This window comes from Paenarthrobacter sp. E2MeOHC11, from assembly GCF_058744955.1.
This window is the reverse complement of record NZ_CP196673.1, coordinates 4,745,574-4,767,813: the sequence shown is the minus strand read 5'-3', so window position 1 is coordinate 4,767,813 and position 22,240 is coordinate 4,745,574. Positions and strand designations below refer to the sequence as shown.

The window sequence follows — 22,240 nt, the reverse complement described above, 5'->3', positions numbered from 1 at the left end:
AGGCAAACCCGTGAAACTTGTTCCCTACTGGCTCGATACTGCTGAGCCATCCGGCGATTACCGCCGCACTCCGGTCCCGGAAAACGTTGATGTTGCGATCATTGGTGCCGGCTTTACCGGTCTATCCGCAGCACTTGAATTCGCCAAGCAAGGCGCCAGCGTGGCCGTTTTCGAGCGCCATACCGTTGGTTGGGGCGCGTCGGGCCGTAATGGGGGCATGGCTACCACTGGCTTGGCCATTGGCTTCAGCACGGCAGTCAAACGGTACGGGGCCCCACGAGCCGTTGAGATGTTCAGGGAATACAACGACGCCATCGAAACCATCGAGAAGCTGGTGCACGACAACGGCATCGACTGCGACTACAAACGTTTCGGCAAACTCTCCCTCGCGTTCCACAAGTCACACTACGACGGCTTCCTGAAGTCCCAGGAGCTGCTCGCCAACCTTGTGGATCACCACGTAAATGTCATCCCTAAGTCCGAGATCCACAGCGAAATCGGAACAGACTTTTACCAGGGTGCAATGATGGACCCCCTGGGGGCGGGCCTGCACGTGGGGAAGTTCGTTCACGGGCTGGCAAAAGTGGCCGCTGACCATGGAGCTGACATCTGCGAGAACGCAAGCGTCACTGAGCTGAAGAAGGTTTCGGGCACCGTGCATGACGTCCACACCACCCGGGGAATAACCCGGGCCAAACAGGTCCTGGTTGCCACCAGCGGCTACACCGGCAACGTCACTCCCTGGCTTCAGCGCCGCGTGATTCCGGTGGGCAGCTTCATCATCGTCACCGAACCCTTGCCCGAAGAAGTGGTGAATCGAATTCTCCCGAACAGGCGACAGGCTTCGGACAGCAAGATGCTGACGTACTACTTCCGGATTACCCCTGACAACCGGCTGCTCTTCGGTGGCCGGGCGCGGTTCGCCATGTCCAATCCGGAATCGGATGTCAAGAGTGGCGAGATCCTGCATAGCGCCATGACTGAGCTCTTCCCATACCTGTCCAACGCCAAGGTGGATTACATCTGGGGTGGCCTGGTGGACCTGTCCATGGACCAGATGGTGCACGCCGGCGTTCATGACGGACTGTTTTACTCGCTCTGCTACAGCGGCCATGGTGTACAGATGGCCGCACACATGGGCAAGAGGATGGCCCACTACATGGCAGGGGACAAGCAGGCGAATGTGTGGGAAGACCTGAAGAACCCGCCAGTGCCGGGCCACTTCGGCCCGCCGTGGTTCCTGCCCTTCATCGGCGCAGCGGCAAAAGTCATCGACCGGATCAAGTAGCAGGAAAAGGTTTCCATGAGTTCATCAACCAAAGACGCTGCAGCGCGCCCAAAATCAGGGCAGGAGACTGCCTACAGGCGGGCAAGTATTGCCGCCCTGCCTGGCGGTGCCTTCCTGGAAGGCCGTTGGGAAACGGTTGACAGGATCCTTGAAGTCCGGGATCCCGAAGACGGCGTCCTGCTGGGCGCTGTGTGTTCTTCTTCCCCTCAGGATGTGCGCCGTGCGGTTGCCTTCATTCATCGCCACCTCCAGGAAGATGATTGGGTTCTCCGGGACCGCCGGGAGGCCCTGGAACGTGCTGCACTGCTGCTTACGGGCCAGAGCGTGCGGTTCGCGGAGATCATCGCCGCAGAAAGCAGCAAGACCATCAACGAGGCTGAGCGTGAAGTGCGCCGGTGCATAGAGACGTTGCGACTATCCGCTGCGGCGTCCAGCGAACTCGTCGGAGAGACGCTCGCGTTTGAAGACAGTATCGTCGGGGCGAATAAGATCGGCTGGTACAACCGCAAGCCAGTGGGAATCATCGCGGCCATCACCCCCTTCAATGATCCGCTCAATCTCGTGGCACACAAGCTGGGCCCGGCACTGATCGGGGGCAACGGCGTCGTGCTTAAACCCTCAGGCCGAACGCCACTCACCGGCCTTGCCCTGATCCAACTGTTGTTGGAAGCGGGCGTCCCCGCAGGTCGCCTTGCCGCAATCGTCTCGGGGCCGGGCGTCTCAGAAGCGATCGTGACCGACCCTCAGGTGGACCTCATCTCTTTCACGGGTGGACCGAAGACTGCCTACCGTATCGCTGCCGCCGCGGGAGCAAAGAAGATCCTTTCCGAGCTCGGCGGCAACAATGCAACGATCGTCTGCGCGGACGCAGACGCAAACGCCGCTGCCGAGGCGGTAGTGGCCGGCGCTTTCGGAGTGGCAGGCCAAAACTGCCTGTCCGTGCAACGGGTCTACGTTCACATCTCCCTGTTCGATCAAGTCCTTGAAAAGGTGGTCGCTGGAACCCGGACGCTTCGTGTCGGGGCTAAGTTCGATCGCGCCACGGACGTCGGGCCGATGATCACTGAAGCCGAGGCCCGCCGGGTGGAGGAATGGGTGGAGAAGGCCAAAAGCGCTGGCGGAACGGTCCATGTGGGTGGCCAGCGACACGGCGCGTTCTACCAGCCAACAGTGCTCACGGACGTGCCCCCAGACGCCCTGGTCATCCGCGAGGAAGTGTTTGGCCCCGTGGTCAGTATCTTGCCGTTCATCCAGATCGCCGATGCCATCCGTGCCGCCAACGACTCCGATTACGGGCTCCAAGCCGGCGTATTCACGGAGTCGATCGAGCTGGCCCTGGCCATAGCCGACAAGTTGCACGTGGGTGCCGTGGTGATCAACGAGACCAGCGATGTACGGATTGACTCAATGCCCTTCGGCGGCTTCAAGAAATCCGGGGTGGGCCGCGAAGGCGTCAAACACGCGGTCCGCGAGATGACCGAACCCAAAAGCACCATCATCAAATTGGCCGAACCCGCCACCCGCTGGCAGCAACTCAATGCCACCTCAGAACGGAATGCATCATGACGACCCATAAGATCGCAGTTATCGCGGGCGACGGAATCGGAAAAGAAGTTGTTCCCGCAGCCATTGAATGCCTCGAACGGATCGCGCAGCTCCACTCCATCAACCTTGAGTTCACCCACTTCGGCTGGGGCTCGGACTACTACGGCGAGCACGGGCGAATGATGCCCAATGACGGGCTGGAACAGCTGTCGCAGCATGACGCGATCTTCCTGGGCGCCGTCGGCTCACCGGAAGTTCCGGACGCTGAATCCTTGTGGGGCCTGTTGATTCCCATTCGCCGCGAATTCCAGCAATACATCAACCTCCGCCCGGTGAAAACGCTCGACGGCGTGAAGTCACCCCTGGCAAACAAGGAACCGATAGATATCCTCATCGTGCGTGAAAACAACGAAGGGGAGTACTCGGAGGTCGGCGGCCGCGCCTATCGCGGGTTGCCCCATGAGACAGCCGTCCAAGAAACCATCTTCACCCGTCTGGGAGTATCGCGTGCCGCACACTACGCAGCATCGTTGGCATCAACCCGGAAGGGTCACCTGACCTCGGCCACCAAGAGCAACGGCATCATCCACACCATGCCGTTCTGGGACGAAGTAGTGGAAGAAACCACCCGCCTGTACCCTCACGTGACGCTCTCGAGCGAACTGGTGGACGCGCTGGCTGCCCACTTGGTTTTGAAACCCTGGACCTTCGACGTCATTGTCGCCTCCAACCTGCTGGGCGACATCCTCTCCGACCTCGGCAGCTCCGTTACCGGTTCCATCGGCGTAGCCCCCAGCGCCAACCTGAACCCGGAAGGTGACTTCCCGTCCCTCTTCGAACCCGTCCACGGATCAGCCCCGGACATCGCAGGCAAAGGACTGGCCAACCCGGTAGGCCAGATCTGGTCCGGAGCAATGATGCTCCAGCACCTGGGCCACCCGGAAGCTGCCGAGCACCTGCAGCTGGCCTTCGAATCAGTGCTGCGCGAGGGCCTGGGCACCCGCGACGTCGGAGGACCCTCGTCGACCTCGGAATTCACTGCCGCCGTGCTGGCTGCCATCGATGTCTTGAGGGCTGTTGTCTCGCTGGATGCGAGCCCGGCCGGAAAGCCGGCAACGGCGTCGTCATGACGATAGCCGAACGCAAGCGGCCGGTTGTCGCACTCCTGTATCGGGAGGCTCTGCCGCCCGGATTGGACGAGATCGAGGAATTGGCTGACGTGCGCCTGACCACGGCAGACGGCCTCGCTGAAGCAATGGACGGTGCGGATGTGCTGTACCAATGGCATTCCTTCTCGCCTGCACTGCGTGAGAACTGGGCTGCGGCCTCATCACTGAAATGGGTCCACGTTTCAGCGGCCGGCGTCAGCCAACTCCTCTTCGATGATCTGATTAACAGCGACGTTGTATACACGAACTCGCGTGGTGTCCTGAGCCGTTCAATCGCCGAATTTACGCTTGGATTTGTCTTGGACATCGCCAAGGATTCCCAGGACTCGCTGAGGCTCCAGCAGGCCCGGCGTTGGAAGCACCGGGTCACCCGGAAGATCCAAGGCCAGCGGGTGCTGGTGGTCGGGACAGGGTCAATCGGACAGGAGATCGCGGCCCTGTTCCGTGCCGTGGGCCTGCGCGTCAGCGGTGCCGGACGCAGCAGCCGACCAGGGGATGAGTACTTTGATGAGATCCACTCCTCCCGGGATCTGGCCGTGATTGTCCGCGACTTTGACTACGTTGTACTGGCCGCACCGCTGACCGAAGACACCAAGTATTTGGTGGACGCCAACGTCCTTTCCGCCATGAAGCCCACAGCACATCTCATCAATGTGGGGCGCGGAGAGTTGGTTCAGACTGATGCCCTGGTGGACGCACTGCGCTCGGGATCCATTGCCGGGGCCGCGCTCGACGTGGTGCACCCGGAACCACTGCCGCCTGAACACCCGCTATGGAGCATGAACAATGTCATCCTCACTCCACACATGAGCGGCGACACCGAGGACTACCTCGACGATCTTGGGAAGCTGTTCGTCGAAAACCTCTGGCGGTTCAGCCGGGGAGAACCACTGCAGAACGTTGTGGACAAAAAACTCGGGTTCGTTCCCGTTCCCTGATTCCTCCTTACCTCTACCTATTCAGCTTCCAAAGGGACTTTGCCATGAGCACTTAAACGTTGACGCTCACCATCAACCACTTCATCAACGGCGCCGAGTCCGCAGGCGAGGGGACCAGTACCCGGCCGGTGTACAACCCGGCGACCGGCCAGATCTCCGCTGAACTGCGTCTGGCCAACGAGGCAGACCTGAACACCACCGTTGCTGCTGCGAAGAAGGCTGCCGGGTCGTGGGGCGATATTTCCCTGGCCAAGCGCACCGCCGTGTTGTTCAAGTTCCGTGAACTCGTCGCAGCGCACGTGGACGAACTCGCCGAGCTGATCACTGCCGAGCACGGCAAGGTCCTCTCCGATGCGAAGGGTGAGATCGGCAGTGGCCTGGAGGTCATCGAGTTCGCCTGTGGCATCCCGCAGCTGCTCAAGGGCGACTACTCGGACCAGGTCTCTACCGGCATTGATGTCTTCTCCTTCCGCGAACCCCTGGGCGTGGTGGCTGGTATTACCCCGTTCAACTTCCCGGTCATGGTGCCGTTGTGGATGGCGCCGATGGCGATCGCCACGGGCAACGCCTTCATCCTTAAGCCTTCCGAGCGTGACCCGTCCGCCCCGATGCTGCTGGCCCAGCTGTGGAAGCGGGCCGGCTTGCCCGATGGCGTGTTCCAGGTCCTGCACGGCGGCAAGGAAACGGTCGATGGGCTGCTGACCCACCCGGACGTGGACGGGATTAGCTTTGTCGGGTCCACTCCGATCGCCCAGTATGTCCATGAGACCGCCACCAAGCACGGCAAAAGGGTCCAGGCCTTGGGTGGGGCGAAGAACCACGCCATCGTGATGCCCGACGCGGACCTGGACAACGCCGCCGACCACCTCGCTGCTGCTGCTTTCGGTTCCGCGGGGGAGCGCTGCATGGCCATCTCCGTCGCCGTTGCTGTGGGGGACGCTGCGGATCTGATCGTGAAGAAGGTCGAGGAACGCGCCCTGGCCGTGAAGGTCAAGAACGGCACCGAGCCCGACGCCGAGATGGGCCCAGTCATCACCCCGGCCTCCAAGGAACGCATCGTCAAGATCGTCACCGAAGCCGAAACCGCCGGCGCCGCGATGGTGGTGGACGGCCGCGACCTGGTGGTCCCCGGCCACGAAGACGGCTTCTGGGTTGGGCCTACCGTGATCGACCACGTCACGGCCGAAATGACCGCGTACACCGAGGAAATCTTCGGCCCGGTCCTGGTGGTGGTCCGTGTCGCGGACTTGGACGAAGGCATCCGACTGATCAACTCAAACCCGTACGGCAACGGGACGGCGATCTTCACCTCCTCGGGTGCGAACGCCCGCAAGTTCCAGCGCTCCGTGACCGTAGGCATGGTCGGCATCAACGTGCCGCTGCCCGTCCCCGTGGCCTACCACTCCTTCGGTGGCTGGAAGAACTCCCTCTTCGGCGACAAACACATCTACGGCCCCGAAGGCGTCTCCTTCTACACCCGCGGCAAAGTCATCACCTCCCGCTGGCCCGAACCCACCCACGCCTCCGGCGCCTCCTACAACTTCCCCTCCAACTAATCCCCACCTCCACCCTCGCCTCGCAAGCTCGGCCAGGGAGCCCGGGCGGCGTGTGCCCAGCCCCGAAGACACGGAAAGACCCAGTGGTATGCCAATCAACGCCAAGGCCTATGTCGTTTCCTCTCCAACATCGGACCTTGGGCCTGGCGCCGTGGAACGACGGGATCCCGGTGACTTCGATGTGCTGATCGCCATCAGGTTCACCGGGATCTGCCATTCCGACATCCACGCTGCACGCGGCGACTGGGCAGGAGTTAAGTACCCTCTTGTGGTTGGTCACGAGATCACCGGCGTGGTGCAAGCTACCGGCCGAAAGGTCACCAGTCACTCAGTGGGGGACCGGGTTGGGGTAGGTTGCTTTGTTGATTCCTGCAGGGAATGCGCCAACTGCCGTGAAGGGGAGCAACAGTACTGTCTGCAGGGGGCAACGAGCACCTACAACTCGTTTGGCCGGGACGGCCTTCCAACTGCCGGAGGTTACAGCACAAGCATCGTGGTGGACGAGAACTACGTCCTGAGCATCCCCGACGGCATTTCCCTCGAAGCCGCGGCGCCCCTGATGTGTGCGGGCATCACCATGTACTCGCCGCTGCGTCAATGGCGGGCAGGGCCAAGGAAACGCGTGGCCATCATCGGTATGGGCGGACTTGGCCACATCGGCGTCAAGATCGCTTCTGCGATGGGAGCCGAAGTGACAGTCCTCAGCCAATCATTGAAGAAGCAGGAGGACGCCCTCCGGCACGGCGCACATCGCTACTACGCAACGTCCGAAGCCACAACCTTCGAATATTTGAAGGGCCAGTTGGACCTGATCATCAACACCGTCTCTGCGGACATCGACATGGATGCTTACCTGTCCTTACTCTCCATGGGCGGCACCATGGTCCTTGTGGGCCTTCCCTCGAAACCATTGAGCCAGCGTGCGTGGTCCCTCATTGGAATGCGACGAAACCTCACGGGTTCCAAAATGGGTGGCATCCGCCAAACCCAGGAAATGCTGGAGTTCTGTGCGGCCAACGGGCTCGGAGCGGAGGTGGAAGTCATTCCGGCGCACCAGATTAACCAAGCCTTCGAGCGGGTAATGGCGAGCGATGTCCGATACCGGTTCGTCATCGACGCCGACACCTTCTAAAACACTGCCCGTGGGCTCGAACACACTGTTACGCGGGACCGGGAGTGTTGTTACGTCGGCCCGCTAGCGTTATTTCCCGCAGGTGGCTAGGTAAGGCTAACCTAAATATTCTTCACTCTCTCCCATGCCCCTCCCGTTCGGGCATAAACAGCAGGCGGTTCCCTTTGCGCACTCCCGGCCGATCCACGGCAGCCCTTGGGCTGGCAGCCCTCCTCACTCTTTCCGGTTGTGGCCTCAGTGGCGGCCAGCCGACGACCACCGAGAAGTTGGCGGACACCAACCAGCGCATCGTCGTGGATAACTTCCGCGCACCCGTGGCCAACTGGGCCCCCGAGTCCGACGCCGCGTACATCCTGTCATTGTCCGGCTGCTTGGAAACCCTCACCAAGTACGATTCCGCCGAGGGAAAAGTGGTTCCCTTCCTTGCTACGGAATGGAAGCAGACCTCACCGCTGGAATGGGACTTCACCGTCCGTGATGGCGTGAAATTCCAGGACGGCACCGATCTCACCGCCGAAGCTATAGCCGCTTCCCTGAACCACGTTCTCAAGGCAAAAGTGCCTGCCAGGGCGTTCAGCCCCAGCGTTGTTAGTGCTGTCCAAGCAATCGATGCCAAGACTGTTCGCGTGACCACGCCCGAGGAGGACCCACTCGTGCCGTTCCGCCTTGCGAGCGTCAACACCGGCATTCTGGCTTCTGCGGCTTATGCAGGCGCCACTGTTGATCCCTTCGGTCATTGCACCGGCCCGTTCACTCCGGTTTCGGAGAAAGCCAAGCAGTCTCTGACGCTGGACCGTAACGAAAATTATTGGGGCGGAGAAGTGCAGCTTGCCGGGGCGGAGGTCCGCTTCATCACGAACGGCGCAACACGCGCGGCGCAAGTCCAAACCGGCGAGGCAGACATTTCCCTGTCCATCCCGGCATCTGCCCTGTCCACGCTTGGGAATGCCCCCGGAGTCTCCGTGCTGAAGGCAGACTCACCGCGCACGGCCACGCTGTATATGAACAACGGCAAGGCTCCATTCAACAACATCGATTTCCGCAAGGCATTACGCTCGGCACTCGACTTGGAGGCGTTGGCCGCCAGCGTTTACGAGGGCGCTGCACTTCCGGCCGCCGGACCCTATGCGCCTTCAGAACCGTGGGCGTCAACCAATGCGAGCTCACCAAAGCAGAACGTTGAAGAAGCGAAGAAGCTTCTCGCTAGTGCGGGATACACGACGGAGAAGCCGCTGGAAATCATCGCGATCGTAGAGCGTGCAGAGTTCGCCGACGTTGCTACAGTCATCCAGGACAACCTGAAGAGCATCGGTGTCCCGGTCAGTATCCAAGCCAAGGAATACGCCTCCGCCGAGCCCGATGTTCTAGCCGGGAACTACGACATGATCCTTAGCCAGCGCAACCGGCTCATTGACATTGCCGATCCCATTGGCTTCCTGACGGCCGACTACACCTGCAAAGGCACGTACAACCTCAGCCACTTCTGCAGCGAAGAATACGACGCGATCGTCACCGAAGCAGCCCGTACCTCCAGCACAGAGGAACGCTACAAGCTGTATGCCAAGGCCGGTCAGCTGCTGGATGACCAGGCGGTAAACCTCTGGCTCGTCAATGAACAGGCCACCGACGCCGTTCGCAGCAACGTCCTGTCTTACGTCCAGGATCCGCTTTCCCGCTACGTCCTGACCGCCCAAACGGCCAAATCCGGCTCCTAGCCAGAGAACTGAGACCGACAAACCAAAATCGCATGATCACGTTCCTTGCGAAGCGGACGGCGACCCTCATGGTCGCCGTATTGCTGTCGTCTTTTGCTGTTTTCCTGATTCCCTACGTCACCCCGGGCGATCCTGTCCGGAAGATCATCCGCTCCCGCGTCGCCGAGGACGTGGTGGATGACGCCACCGTTCGAGCCTTGGGTGAGAGCCTGGGACTCAACGATCCCCTTCACGTCCAGTACCTGAGGTGGCTGGGTGACTTCTTCAGGGGGGATATGGGGCTATCCCATATCAGCAGGACACCCGTGGTTGACCAGGTGATGCCCGCGTTGGGCATTACCCTCAGCCTGGTGATCGTCGCCCTGGGCGCCGCGGTGGTGGTGTCGCTGCCCTTGGGGATTGTGGCCGCGCTGAAACAAGGCAGTAGAACCGACAAATTGATCACTACGGTTACCCAGTCCTTCATCGCAATGCCTGAATACTGGCTGGCTCCGCTGTTGGTGCTCCTGTTCGCCCTCAAATTGTCCTGGCTGCCTTCTGCAGGTTGGAACACGGCCTCGTCCATCGTCCTGCCGGCGGTGACGCTGGCATTACGGCCCATTAGTTTCTTCACATCGGTTGTGCGCTCGGGAATGATTGATGCCCTCGAAGCAGAACACATCTCCGCCGCACGAGCCCGGGGGCTGAGCCACGTGCAAACCGTCATGCGGCACGTTGTTCCCAATGGCCTGGTCCCGTTGTCCACCCTGTTCGCGGTGTGGTTCGCGGGGCTGCTGGGAGGCTCGGTCATTGTGGAGGTGATCTTCGCGATACCAGGCATGGGCAGGCTCCTGTTTGATGCCGTGGTCAACAGCGACATCCCCCTGGCCCAAGGAGGCGTGGTAGTGGTAGTGGCGTTGGCTGTCGCGATCACCACACTTGCCGATTTCCTGCACCGGATCCTGAGCCCGAAAGTGAGTGGCGCCCTTGCGTAACCGTTCAGCGATCGACGCCGCCGCCGTCGTGATTCTCGTCCTGATAGTTGTAGCCGTGGCAGCTGCGCCATGGCTGGCACCTTTCCCTCCGGATGATCAAAACCTCGCCGAACGTCTTGCACCGCCCAGCGCCACGCACTGGCTGGGAACGGACCACCTCGGGCGGGACACCCTCAGCCGCTTGCTCGACGGCGGTCGCTTCTCTTTGCTGGTTGCCGCACTGGCCACCGTGCTCACCGGCGTCATAGGTTTGGTGATCGGTGTCCTCAGCGCCCGCCGCAAAGGCTGGATGGATGAGTTCTTCACCCGCACCAATGACGTCCTGCTCGCGTTGCCTGAGATGGTGGTGGCGCTCTTCATTGTGGCTGCGATGGGGACCGGCTTCACGTCGCTGTTGGTGGCGCTGACCGTGACAGGGTGGACGCCGTTTGCGCGGCTGGCCCGGACTCTGGCCTATGACATCTCGGCACGCGGCTTCGTGGAAGCAGCGCGGGTGGTCGGTTGTTCGCCGTCGTTCATTGTGGTCCGGCACATCCTGCCGCATCTGGCCGCACCAATGCTGGGGCAGGCGACGCTGCGCTTCGGGCAACTGCTGATCAGCGTGGGTGCCTTGTCTTACCTGGGGCTTGGCGTCCAACCGCCGCAGTCTGACTGGGGATCGATGCTGGCTGCCGCCCAGCCGTATGCGGAGAGGGCGCCGTGGGGCATCTTTGCTCCCGGCCTCGCCATCTTCCTGGTGGCATTGTGTGTGACCCTTATCGGCCAGCGGGCATCACGTCGGACCGGTGAACCCGTGGACGTTCTTGTGGCGGAGGGCCAGCATGTCTGAACTCATCGTTGAGGACCTGACTGTTCGCAGCACCGCAACACAGCGGACTGTGCTTTCCAAGGTGAGTTTTTCCGTAAAGCCGGGCGAGTTCGTCGCATTGGTGGGTGGTTCGGGCTCCGGCAAGACCATGACAGCCAGGTCCATACTGCAGTTGTTGCCTGGGCAATTGCAGATTGCGTCCGGCTCCATCAGGCACGGTGGTGTGGACGTGGGCAGCGCGCCCGAGGCAGAGCTGAATCGCATCCGGGGCGGTCGACTTGGGATGCTGTTCCAGCAACCCAAAAGGATGTTCAACCCGAACCGAACCATCGGCAAGCATCTTAAGGAGCCATTGAAGGTCCACGTCGGCCTTCGGGGCAGGGCTGCTGATGCGAAGGTGCACGAGTTGCTGGCCGACGTCGGCTTTGAGGACCCTGCGTGGGGGGCCCGGGCGTACCCGCACCAGTTGTCCGGTGGCATGGCGCAGCGTGCCATGACGGCCGTGGCCTTGGCTGGCCAACCCGAGATCCTGCTGGCCGACGAGCCGACCTCCGCGCTGGACAAGGTACTGGAGCAGCAAATCCTGGAGTTGCTCGACCGGCAACGGATCCAGCGTGGGTTGGGGATCCTTTACATCACGCACAACCTGGCCTCCGTGGCCGCCTTCGCCGATCGGGTGTTGGTGATGGAGGCCGGAGGGATCGTGGAATCGGGCGCCACCGAAGCTGTGCTGGGAAGTCCCAAGACTGCCTACACGCGCAAACTCCTGGACGCGTCCAACCTGACACCGACCAGCACCGCTGACACCGCGGCAACCGGGCGTAGCGTCCTGACACTAACTAATGTGGTCAAGCACTTCGGCTCCGGCAAACGTCGGATTTGGGGTGGCCGTGAGCGTCCAGCCTTGGACTCGGTCTCCCTCGATGTGAAGCAGGGTGAGATCCTGGGTGTTCTCGGCCAATCCGGATCCGGGAAGAGTACCCTTGCCCGGGCCATTGTTGGACTGGAAGGAATCAGCGGGGGAAGTATCACCAGGGCCCTCGCCGCAGGGGCAACGAGTGCCCCCACTGCCGTGCAGCTGGTGTTCCAGGAACCACACGATTCCTTTGACCCCCGGATGACGCTGCGCGCCAGCCTTGAAGCGCCGCTCCGACCGCGCAAAGAACTGACATCTGCTGAACGGAGCCAGCGGCTCGAAGCGGCTATGGTGGAGGTCGAATTGGACCCTGACCTGCTGGACAGGCACCCAAGTCAATGTTCCGGTGGCCAGTTGCAGCGCGTCACGATCGCCAGGGCACTGCTGATGGAACCCGAAGTGCTCATCTGCGACGAAGCCACATCCGCCCTGGACGCGCTGACCCAGCGGACCATTCTGGATCTGCTTCAGCGCCTCCACCGGGAGCGCGGAATGACCCTTATTGTCATCACCCACGACATGGACGTGGTGCGGCACATGTGCCAGCGGGTTGCTGTCCTCTTCCAAGGTCGCTTGGTGGAACTGACCGGCACCAAGAAGTTCTTCGCCGATCCGCAGCACCAACACAGCCAAGACCTCGTCTCAGCGGCGATCCCTTGCCGGGGGCTGCACCTGAAGAAGATCAGGGCAGTGAGCTAACTGGTTGGAACCGACTCTTTCCCGTGGGGACGTTCCGCCGGGCTTTATGCGTCGACCCGTGGCGATAGCGAGATGACACCGATAAGCAAGCACCCCGTTTGGAGGGCCATTTCCACGTGAGACGTCAGCTGTACGGCTGACCGAGTGCTTTTGGGGTTGGTTTTTGTCCGTATAGTCGGCGCGGCATTAAGAAGGAATATGGGGGAGGTGGTCCAGGGTCTGTGAGCCGTTGCGTTCGCCCACCCGATTCAGTCCCGCACGGATTGGTCAAGGAGCCGGCGGAGTTGAGCGACCGGGTCGGGGACCTCGGGTCCATGCGAGAAAATCATTCTTGTTGGTTCCAACCGGCTGAGTTTGAGCAGTGAACGTTCAGCTTCGGCGGCATCCGCCGTGAACTGGGAAGGACCACGTGTCATGGCCCCGTTCGTTGTGCCTACTGTGTCCCCGACGAACAGGACGCCTGAGTCGTCGTGGAGCAGACTGAGATGACCGGCTGTGTGTCCTGGTGTCAGTAGGGTGCGCATTCCGCGGACATGGTCCCCGTCCGAGAGCGGGCGGATGAGTGTATCTGATGGGATTGTGGGGATGTCGGGCCCCCCGGCCCAGATGGCCGCTGCGGGCGCTTTTGAGGCCACTTCTGCCAACCCGCCGACATGGTCTGGATGCGAGTGGGTCAGGACGAGATCCGTGATGTCCGCCCATTCCGCTCCGAGGCGTCCCAGCGCCTGTTCTATCGCCGATGCGCTGCCTTCAAGCCCTGCGTCGATCAGAACCAGCCCGGACGCGCCCCCCGCAAGAAAGCATCGAACGTCAAAGTCCAACTCCAAAGCCCCGGCTACTCCAGCCGGCAGATGGATCTGCTGGATGATCGGCTCCAGAAAGAACTGAGGTGCAGCAGCACGGGGTTTTCCCGGGTCATTGTTGGTCATGAAGGCATCGTGCCACCGCATGCCCCATTCCGGAAGGCAGTAAAGCCGGGAACGAGGTCTCACGGCGATGAGCTGTCGAAGCCCTGTCAGGTACTCCGGGCAGGAGTCAATGGTGCCTCATTGCTGCCCACATCATATTGGGCCGGGGTCCGGACCCGATCACCGGTCAGATCCCGGGCTCGGGAAAAGGCGGCGGGCCGATGATGTGGATACCGCCATTGAGCCTCCCTGACTCTCGAATGCGATTGAAGTCCACCTCCCCGTCATCCATTCCGGGAGCGAGCGGCTCGCTGGCCTCGTTGTAAAAAGCTTGCGCGCTTCCTGGGGTATGGAGACACAGGACTCGGGTTCCGTCCTGAAGGACCTTGAAGGCGTGGGGAACGCCGCGTGGTGCAATCGCCACGCCACCCGCGGAGAGCCTATGCTCGGTTCCGTCCATGTGCATCAGGATTTCCCCGGTCAGGACGTACATGGTTTCGTCGGCGTCAGGATGGGTGTGCAGGGGAGTGACCTTATGGAGAGCCATCTCGTCTTCAAAAAGAAGGAAGGCTCCACCGGTTTCGTCTTCGGTCGCCTTCCAGGTGTGCACTCCTCCGCCATAGAACCAACGTCGGGAACCTTCTCCTGGCTGTCGGACGATTGCTGATGCGGTCTTGTTCGTCTCCATGGTGTTCGCCTCAATGGTCAAAAGGAAGACTTGTGAGACACATGTCCCATAACAAGACTCATGTACCATGAATGACATGTCAAGAGGTTATGTTGAGGTCGGAAGGACGGGGCAGAAGCGGCGCACGTTTGACGCCCTTGTTGAGGCTGCCCGCACACTCGTCGCATCAGGGATTTCACCCACTGTTGACGACGCCGCGCAGGCCGCCGGGATCGCGAGGAGTACCGCTTATAGGTACTTCCCGGGCCAGCGGGAGCTGCTCGCCGCCGCGCATCCGGAAACCAGCCGGGCATCACTGTTGCCGGTGCCGCATCCGGAAAGCGTGAAGGAGCGGTTGGACGCAGTGGTCTCGGAATTCATCAGGATCATCGTGGACACCGAATCCCAGCAACGCACCATGCTGAGGCTTTCGCTGGAGCAAACTGATTCTGATGGCAACGGTCTTCCCCTCCGGCAGGGACGGGCCATCGCCTGGATCACCGAAGCCCTCACACCCCTTGAAGGGACACTGACGGAGGCCCAGATTCACCGGCTCGTCCTGGCCATCAGGAGTGCCATTGGAATCGAGTCATTGGTGTGGCTGACCGATATTGGTGGTCTGAGTCGAGAAGAGGCTACCGCCTCGATGCGATGGACGGCCAGCGCTCTGTTGGCCCACGCCCTCAGCCATGGACTTGCCGCCCACGAATGAATCACTTTTCCTGGGCGTAGTTTTAGCGATGAAGAGGTATAGGTCAGCGAGCGCGAATCGATCTTCAACGGATAGGGTCAGAACGACCCAGAGCATCCCGCAAACAGGCAATTGGGCAGCGATTTGAGAGCGGGGCGGTCCCTCAGTGACGGCGGTCGCGACATACCCGCTTCCGCGGTGGCTGGGAGTATGGCAGGCCTGACCTATTGCGATGTTGTTTATGGGTCGACCTGCCCACGTCGTGCCTAGCGGCAAGGTCCTCGGGGTCCTATCGCGTCAGCCGCGCATCGCAGGCCGCAAAACCCGAATGAAGTATCACGTGACGCGGCCCCCCATCCGGGCGATGTCTTTCCATTGCGCCAGGAACGATCCTCTGTGGTACCGGCCCAGGAGCTGCGCGAACGCCAAGGGCTGCGTCAGCCCTTGGCGTTCGTATGCCAGGAACGATGATGCCGACCGCAAGCTCACTATGATGCCGACCAACCTGGCTTGGCTGAGCAGTTGTTTTTGGGGCGGAGTCCAGGGCGAACCGGACGTCCGAGTCTCTCGCCATTGCTGTTCTACACGTCGCTGCCGAGGACGTTACTGAGAATCATGGCGTCCTCCGGGGATCTTTCCCATCACGTGGTTCCGCAGCCACCGCTCCGCCCATGAGGTATCGAGCGAATCGGAGCTGACGCCGAAATGGGACACCACGGTCCCACGCAGTGCGGCTGCACTGCGTGGGCTTTCTGTGGACCACTAATGGAGAGTGGTTGGCCCGTAGTTTTTAGGCTGAAGGCTAAGAATCTGGGCAGGTAGTCACGACGTGGACTGTTCGGCGGGGAGTCATCGTGGTCAGCCGGCGGCGGGGCTATGCGCCCCGTATTGATTTACGCCGGACGCCAAAGCGATGATCATGTGTCCCCGCCCTGCCGTATAAAACCGCCTTGGCAATCTGGCGCATGTGAAGATCAGTCTTCTGCGTTCCCGACGCAATAGGCAACCGGTATCGGCCCTCGAACCGGAATGCGGCAGCTTCATGCCTCACTCGACAAGCTTGCCAGCGACGGAGTCCTCGGTGTGGGCCTCGGCCAAGGCTCGGAAGGAGTCTGGAGCCGGGGCCAGCGTTTCGAAGCTGACGCCTTCGCCTGGGGACCAAACAAAGTTGCCCTGCAGTGACGGATCAAGTGCTGGGAAGTCTGCCCGGTTGTGGGCACCGCGGGTTTCGCGACGCTCAAGCGCGCACTCCAAGGTGGCCCGCGCGGCGAGGAGCGATCCCAGCAGGTCGTAGGCGTGGGCCAGGTCGTCGAACCCCGCGATGTCCGGGTGTGCCGTAACGAAACGGGCCCGTTCCTCCAGATCGGCCAGCTTCCGCAGTCCCTCTTGCAGCCCCTGCTCGGTGCGCACCACACCGGCATGTTCGGTCATGACATTGCGCAGTTCACGCTGCAACCGACGCGCTGACTCCGTACCCTTTCCGTTCAGCAGGCCCTGCATTTCGTTGCGGGCCAGCCCGACCGCTGCCGGATCCCGACGGACATCGGTGCGCGAACGCACGTATTCGGCCACGTGCTCGCCGGTAATGCGCCCGTAGACGAGTAGTTCGATCAGTGAGTTGCCACCGAGACGGTTGGCTCCATGCAGGCCCGAGGATGCTTCTCCAATGGCGTACAGCCCGTTCACTCCCGTTCCGTGGTCCTCCGGTGCTACCCAGACTCCGCCCATGGAGTAGTGGGCGGTGGGCGCGATCTCGATCTTGGTAGTGGTGATGTCCAGCATTTGAAGGTCGATCAGGGTGCGGTAGACCCGGGGCAGTTTTTCCATGATGGTCTCCCGAGGCAGGTGGGAGACGTCCAGGTAGACGCCGCCCTTCGCAGTCCCACGGCCTTCTGCGACCTCGGTGAAGCCGGCAAGGGCAACCCGGTCCCGGGTGGAGAGCTCCATCCGCTCGGCGTCGTAACGTTCCATGAAGCGCTCACCGAGTGCGTTGGTGAGGTTGCCGCCTTCTCCGCGTGCCGCTTCGGAGACCAATGTGCCCGCGGCGTCGTCCGGGTCCAGCAGGCCTGAGGGGTGGAACTGGACCAGTTCGGCGTCACGTATCCGGGCACCAGCCAGGGCGGCCAGCCTGAAGGAGTCGCCGGTGTTCTCGTCGCGTCGTGAGGAGGTGTGGCGCCAGATGCGCGTGTGGCCGCCGGCGGCCAGGATGACGGCATCGGCGTGGATCTGCACAGGGGTGCCGTCTACGACGTCGAATCCATAGGCGCCGAATATGGTGCCGTCGGCGACTAGCAGCCGGGTGATGTACACGGTGTCGATGATGGGAACGCTCAACTCGGCGGCCCGGCGCATCAGCGTGCGCTGGATCTCCAGCCCGGTGTAGTCTCCGGCGTAGGCAGTGCGGCGGTATTTGTGCGCGCCGAAGAAGCGCTGGGAGATGCGGCCGTCCTCTTCGCGAGCAAACGGCATCCCCCATTGTTCAAGGTCCTCGATACCGCGGGCAGCGTGCCGCGCAACCGTTTCGACAATGGTCGGGTCGGCCAGGAAGTACGACTCCCGCAAGGTGTCGGCGGCGTGCTGCTCCCAGCTGTCTTCCGGGTCCATGGTGCCCAAGGCGGCGTTGATGCCCCCGGCGGCCAGACTCGTATGTGCATCGTGCTTTCTACGCTTACCTACAGCCAGCACCTGCACTCCTCGCTGGGCGAGTTCAATCGAGGCGCGCAGCCCGGCGCCGCCGGTGCCGATGACCAGCACTGAAGTGGACAAGAGACGTTCTGGAGCTGAAGAAGGGTTCATATCAACAACGGTAGGAGGAGTTCATCGATGTCTCCAATGAATTATCCTGCTCAGGCTGATGCGTTTATGCTATGACCATGAAATTAGACCAGTTGCGCTCCTTCGAGATGGTCGCCCGTGTAGGGCATTTCACACGCGCGGCCGAGGAACTGTATCTCGCTCAGCCGTCACTGAGCCGACAGATCGCCACACTGGAGGCCCATCTCGGTACGGCGCTCTTTGACCGTCGACCTGCAGGGGCCACGCTGACAAATGCGGGAGAGCTGCTCCTGCCCATTGCCCGCCGCATGCTCGGCGACGCGCAGGCAGCGCAGGACCAGATTCAGGAGCTTGCGGGACTGCGCCGCGGCCGCGTTCGCCTTGGTGCACCACCTACGCTGTGCGTTTCGCTGGTGGCCGATGTGCTGGCCGCTTTCCGCAGCGCCCATCCGGGAGTGGAATTGCACATCACTGAAGGCGGTTCGCGTTTTCTGGTTGAAGCGCTTAACGAAAGCACGCTGGATCTGGCCCTGGTGGTCACGCGCGGAACAGACCCCTCTGCTCCCGGCATTGAGTTGGTCCCGCTTCTCTCCGAGGAACTGGTGGTCATTTCCGCCGCCACATCGGGGTCGCCGGAAGAATTCACGCTCGAAGCACTCGCAGGCGTGCCGCAAGTGGCCTTCAACCGCAGTTATGAGCTGCGCGTGGCGACAGATGCTGCGTTCGCCGCGGCCGGTTTAGAGCCCCTGATTGCCGTCGAGGGTGGGGAAATGGACGCCGTACTTCGGTTTGTGGAACGCGGGTTGGGCGTGGCGGTCGTGCCGGCAATGGTGGTCATCGACCGTCCCGGGCTACGCAGTGCACGTTTGGTTCGCCCCTCCCTGACGCGGACCGTCAACCTTGCCCGTCGCAACGACGTCGGGCCTTCAGTGGCTACCGCCGCAATGCAGCAGTTCATCTTCGACACTGTGGACCGGCTCGCGGCACCGGGGACCGAGCTGTCGCGCCTGGTGACGGCAGCGCCACGTACTTGACGGAACGCCGGGCAGGCCGGCCAACCAAGGCAGGGCGACGTCAGGATCTGAAGGTGAGGCCTAACAGGGCGTTTTCGGTGACTTCGGGTAGTGCGGGGTGGATCCAGTATTGCTTGGCTGCAAACTCGCGGACGTCGAGGTCGAAGGCCAGGACGGTGATCATTTGCTGGATCAGGGTTGATGCTTGCGGGCCCATGTAGTGGGCGCCGAGGAGCTTGCCGGTGTCTTGGTCGGCGATGAGTTTGCAGATACCGGTGGTGTCCTCCAAGGCCCAGCCATAGGCGACGTCCCCGTAGTCCTGGACCTTGACCGTGACCTTATGGCCGTGGTCGCGGGCCTGGGATTCGGTCATACCGACGGTGGCGATCTGGGGGTGGGTGAAGGTGGCGGCGGGGACGTGGTCGTGCGGCATTCCCTGCAGGTTATCCGGGTTCAGCAGGTTGTGTCGCACGGCCCGCATCTCGGCGTTGGCCACGTGTTTGAGCATGTAGGGCGAGGAGACGTCGCCGAGGGCCCAGATACCTGCGGCGGAGGTTGACCGACCATACTCATCGACCTTGATGCGCCCGTCGTTTGTCATCTCGATTCCGCCGGCTGGCAGGTCCAGCAGGTCCCCGTTGGGGATGCGCCCGGTGGCGACCAGCAGTACCTCCCCGGTGGCGGAGGAGCCGTCGTCGAGCCTGACAGTTATGCCATGGTCTGTCTGATCGGCGCCGATGGTGGTCCGGCCGGACCGGACGTCGAAACGGTCGGCTGCCACGGTGTTGAACCGGTGGTGCAGGTCATCGTCGAGGTTCCGCAGGAGCGTGGAGCGGGCAATGATCGTGACGTCCGTGCCCAGGGCCTCGAAGACGTGGGCGAACTCCATGGCGATGTAGCCACCACCGATGATAACCAAGGACTTGGGTAGCTGCGGGAGCCGCATGATGTCTTCGTTGGTGTGGTAGCGCACGCCCGACGCGGTGATGGCATCGGGGATGAACGGCCGGGACCCTGCGGCGATAACCACCTGGTCACCGGAGATGGTTCTCTGCTGGGCGCCTTGGCCAGTGCGCAAGGTGCGTTCTCCGACGAAGACGGCGTGCTGGTCATAGACGTCGATGTTCGGGGACTGTGGGCCACGGCGGTATTCCTCACCGGCGGCGGCGATAGGGTCGACGCGGTTCTCGAAGATCCGGTTGACGATGCCCGGCCAGTCCACCGAGTCGACCGTGGCTTGAAGGCCCAGGCGCCCGGACTCAACAATATCCAGCGCGGTGTCGGCGGTGTGCACATACATCTTCGACGGGATGCAGCCTGCGTTCAGGCAGGTTCCGCCGAACGACCCTTTCTCGATGATCGCGATCGACCGGTCGTCGAATTCAGGTCCGGGAATGGAGTTCCCCGACCCGGTGCCGATGATGACCAGGTCGTAGTGTCGATCCACGGTGGTCTTGCTGGCATTGGTGGGCATCTGGGTGGTCCTCACTCCGGGGTCTTCTCCACCTTACTGAACTCGGCGCGAACGGGACGCCCGTGCGATGCCTAAGTGTTCCCGGAAACCAAAGTGGTGCTGTGCGGGTCCAGCTGCTCGCCGGGTGCGGGCTGTGGAAGTCTTTCGGCTCTCATGGATGATGAGGAAGATGTTGACGGTGGCTTCGATAGATCAACTGTGGCGCCGCTGACAAGGATCGTTGGCGCTATCCGCTCGAGATGCGACCGGGTCTGGGACACGAGATCGAGGGTGCCGCCGCTGAGCACCCATTGCTCCGCACCTCACTTGAATGCAGACCTCGTTCGTCGGAATCATTGCCGCCGTTCACGAGGTCCCGCACAAAAACCCCAGGCAGGGCCGCCGGTGTGGCGCCCTGCCTGAGGTGTGTGAGTCTTTGCGCTTTTGCGCCCGTCTCTCGGGCTACCTGTTGCGATGGTGTGCAAGGCGCAATCCCCACGCCGGCCGATCAATGATGCCGGCAGCCTTTCGGGCAATGATGCTTACATGATGCCGGTTGGTACCAACAAGGCCCACGCAAGTGCGGGTGCCACCAGGACTACTCCGCCGGCGTACATCATGAGCTGCTTGTAGACGCGCTGACGGTCGTCTTCGCGGGCGTTGGCCACCACCAGGGCGCCGTCGGTGGAAAACGGCGAAACATCGACGACGGTTGCGGCGATGGCTAGGGCGGCCACCGTTCCCGACGCACTGAGTGAGCTCGTTGCCAGCAGGGGACCAGCCAAGGGGATGAAGGCGGTCAGAAGTGCGGTGGACGAGGCGAAGGCCGAGCCGACGCCGATGACGTAGCAGAGCACCAGGGCGATCAGGAGCGGTGCGCCGAGTGCAAGGGCTTGCTCGGCGAGGGTGTCGATGACCCCTACGTGTTGCAGCAGGGAAACGTAGGTGATCATTCCGGCTACGAGCAGGACGGTTGACCAGGAAATTCCGCCGATGAAGGTCCGGTGTTCCTTGATGTTGACCAGTGCCAGCAGGAGCCCGGCGGAGAGGGCCACGAAACCGATTGGCATGTGGAAACCCAGGGCGCAGACCAGCATGGCGACGATGAGTGCCAGGGTGAGGATCTGCTGGCCGTGGGGCCGGGTCTTGCGTGTCTCCAGATCGGCGTGCTGGCCCGTGGCGCCGTCGCGGAGTTTTCCCAGGAGGGCGAACAGCACCACGGTCGCGACTGACAGGATGAGGTTCAAGGTGAAGCTGGAAGCGAAGAGGGCGCCTTGGGAGATCGGGAAGCCGTTCTTCACCGCGATGTCGTGGACCAGGACTCCGGCGACAGAGAGTGGGGAGAAGCCGCCTGCATGGGCTCCGTTGATAATGAAGGCGCCCATGAGGACGGGGTGGATGCGTGATTCGTAGGCCAAGCCAATGGCGGCAGGGGCCAGCAATGCGACGGCGGCGGGGGAGAACGTGCCCAACGCGGTCAGCGACGCTGCCAGGAGGAAGAAGACCCACGGCAGTAACAACGTCTTGCCGCGCACAAGCCGGACGCAGTTCTGGACAATGATGTCGATGGTCCCGTTCCGCTGGGCCATGCTGAAGAAATACGTGACGCCGATGATAGTGATCACGATGTTGGCGGGGAAGTCGGCCAGGATCTCCTTGTCGGTCATGCCGAGCATGAAGTAGCCGACGCCGAAGGAGGCTACGAGTCCCATCACACCGATGTTCAAGGGCCATTTGGTGGCGACGACAAACATCACCACGAGGATGACCAGCGGGATGATCTGGGTGGCGGTCATGGTCGGCTCCGATTCCGGGGTAGCCGCCGGGTTGAAGATGGCACCCCCGAACAGGATGGCAACCAGACCCAGGATGACGGAAGCGGCAACCGTTATCAGCAGGATACGGCGGCGGTTAATGGGTCGCGGGGAACGTTCTTCCCGGATGTCGCTCTCTGCCTCGGGAGCTGGTTGGTAAATAGTCTTAGCCATGGTGG

18 protein-coding genes are annotated in these 22,240 nt (G+C 62.0%); 12 read left to right on the top strand and 6 right to left on the bottom strand.

The features are described from left to right. Positions 1–10 precede the first annotated feature (10 nt). The 10 genes from ACSSVG_RS22055 (at position 11) to ACSSVG_RS22010 (ending at position 12,740) form a co-directional block, all read left to right on the top strand. A complete protein-coding gene (locus ACSSVG_RS22055) occupies positions 11–1,288 on the top strand; it encodes an NAD(P)/FAD-dependent oxidoreductase (RefSeq protein ID WP_253468138.1) in 1,278 nt (425 codons plus the stop codon). Between the two features lie 15 nt (positions 1,289–1,303). Next, positions 1,304–2,854, top strand: coding sequence for an aldehyde dehydrogenase family protein (locus ACSSVG_RS22050; RefSeq protein WP_253468139.1), 1,551 nt, complete (start codon positions 1,304–1,306; stop codon positions 2,852–2,854). After that, positions 2,851–3,963, top strand: a complete 1,113-nt coding sequence (locus tag ACSSVG_RS22045) for a tartrate dehydrogenase (protein WP_253468140.1) — start codon at positions 2,851–2,853, stop codon at positions 3,961–3,963. The genes ACSSVG_RS22050 and ACSSVG_RS22045 overlap by 4 nt, the downstream gene beginning before the upstream one ends. After that, positions 3,960–4,940: a D-2-hydroxyacid dehydrogenase gene (locus ACSSVG_RS22040; protein WP_253468141.1), complete on the top strand. Its 981-nt coding sequence runs from the start codon at positions 3,960–3,962 to the stop codon at positions 4,938–4,940. The genes ACSSVG_RS22045 and ACSSVG_RS22040 overlap by 4 nt, the downstream gene beginning before the upstream one ends. 59 nt (positions 4,941–4,999) lie before the next feature. Continuing rightward, a complete protein-coding gene (locus ACSSVG_RS22035) occupies positions 5,000–6,496 on the top strand; it encodes a CoA-acylating methylmalonate-semialdehyde dehydrogenase (RefSeq protein WP_492416321.1) in 1,497 nt (498 codons plus the stop codon). Between the two features lie 88 nt (positions 6,497–6,584). Further along, positions 6,585–7,628: an NAD(P)-dependent alcohol dehydrogenase gene (locus ACSSVG_RS22030; RefSeq protein WP_492416319.1), complete on the top strand. Its 1,044-nt coding sequence runs from the start codon at positions 6,585–6,587 to the stop codon at positions 7,626–7,628. A 164-nt stretch (positions 7,629–7,792) separates the two neighbouring features. Next, complete coding sequence (locus ACSSVG_RS22025; RefSeq protein WP_253468143.1) at positions 7,793–9,343, top strand: ABC transporter substrate-binding protein; 1,551 nt, start codon at positions 7,793–7,795, stop codon at positions 9,341–9,343. A 32-nt stretch (positions 9,344–9,375) separates the two neighbouring features. Then, a complete protein-coding gene (locus ACSSVG_RS22020; RefSeq protein ID WP_253468144.1) occupies positions 9,376–10,317 on the top strand; it encodes an ABC transporter permease in 942 nt (313 codons plus the stop codon). Continuing rightward, the gene (locus tag ACSSVG_RS22015) at positions 10,301–11,146 is read left to right on the top strand and encodes an ABC transporter permease (RefSeq protein ID WP_253468145.1); all 846 of its coding nucleotides are present in this window, start codon (positions 10,301–10,303) and stop codon (positions 11,144–11,146) included. Before ACSSVG_RS22020 ends, ACSSVG_RS22015 begins: the two co-directional genes overlap by 17 nt. Next, on the top strand, positions 11,139–12,740 hold the full coding sequence (locus ACSSVG_RS22010) for an ATP-binding cassette domain-containing protein (RefSeq protein ID WP_253468146.1): 1,602 nt from the start codon (positions 11,139–11,141) through the stop codon (positions 12,738–12,740). Before ACSSVG_RS22015 ends, ACSSVG_RS22010 begins: the two co-directional genes overlap by 8 nt. Positions 12,741–12,988: 248 nt before the next feature. Here the strand turns inward: ACSSVG_RS22010 and ACSSVG_RS22005 are convergent, their stop codons facing one another. Together ACSSVG_RS22005 and ACSSVG_RS22000 are read right to left on the bottom strand one after the other, a co-directional pair. Beyond that, on the bottom strand, positions 12,989–13,669 hold the full coding sequence (locus ACSSVG_RS22005) for an MBL fold metallo-hydrolase (protein WP_253468147.1): 681 nt from the start codon (positions 13,667–13,669) through the stop codon (positions 12,989–12,991). A 166-nt stretch (positions 13,670–13,835) separates the two neighbouring features. After that, complete coding sequence (locus tag ACSSVG_RS22000; RefSeq protein ID WP_253468148.1) at positions 13,836–14,336, bottom strand: cupin domain-containing protein; 501 nt, start codon at positions 14,334–14,336, stop codon at positions 13,836–13,838. Positions 14,337–14,412: 76 nt separating this feature from the next. Here ACSSVG_RS22000 and ACSSVG_RS21995 point away from each other — a divergent pair, with 76 nt between their 5' ends. Beyond that, positions 14,413–15,027, top strand: a complete 615-nt coding sequence (locus tag ACSSVG_RS21995; protein WP_253468149.1) for a TetR/AcrR family transcriptional regulator — start codon at positions 14,413–14,415, stop codon at positions 15,025–15,027. Positions 15,028–15,342: 315 nt separating this feature from the next. Here ACSSVG_RS21995 and ACSSVG_RS21990 read toward each other — a convergent pair whose 3' ends face one another. Both ACSSVG_RS21990 and ACSSVG_RS21985 read right to left on the bottom strand, forming a co-directional pair. Further along, positions 15,343–15,489, bottom strand: a complete 147-nt coding sequence (locus ACSSVG_RS21990) for a hypothetical protein (protein WP_253468150.1) — start codon at positions 15,487–15,489, stop codon at positions 15,343–15,345. Positions 15,490–16,053: 564 nt separating this feature from the next. Further along, positions 16,054–17,802 carry an L-aspartate oxidase gene (locus ACSSVG_RS21985; RefSeq protein WP_492416314.1) on the bottom strand — a complete coding sequence of 583 codons (1,749 nt, stop codon included), beginning with the start codon at positions 17,800–17,802 and terminating at the stop codon, positions 16,054–16,056. Between the two features lie 71 nt (positions 17,803–17,873). On the opposite strand from ACSSVG_RS21985, the gene ACSSVG_RS21980 reads away from it, so the two are divergent. Beyond that, positions 17,874–18,815 carry a LysR family transcriptional regulator gene (locus ACSSVG_RS21980; RefSeq protein WP_492416312.1) on the top strand — a complete coding sequence of 314 codons (942 nt, stop codon included), beginning with the start codon at positions 17,874–17,876 and terminating at the stop codon, positions 18,813–18,815. Positions 18,816–18,855: 40 nt separating this feature from the next. Here the strand turns inward: ACSSVG_RS21980 and mtr are convergent, their stop codons facing one another. Next, positions 18,856–20,268, bottom strand: coding sequence for a mycothione reductase (gene mtr, locus ACSSVG_RS21975; RefSeq protein ID WP_492416310.1), 1,413 nt, complete (start codon positions 20,266–20,268; stop codon positions 18,856–18,858). A gap of 521 nt (positions 20,269–20,789) precedes the next feature. Further along, positions 20,790–22,235 (bottom strand): SLC13 family permease, encoded by a 1,446-nt coding sequence (locus ACSSVG_RS21970; protein WP_253468154.1) that lies wholly within the window; start codon positions 22,233–22,235, stop codon positions 20,790–20,792. Positions 22,236–22,240 lie beyond the last annotated feature (5 nt).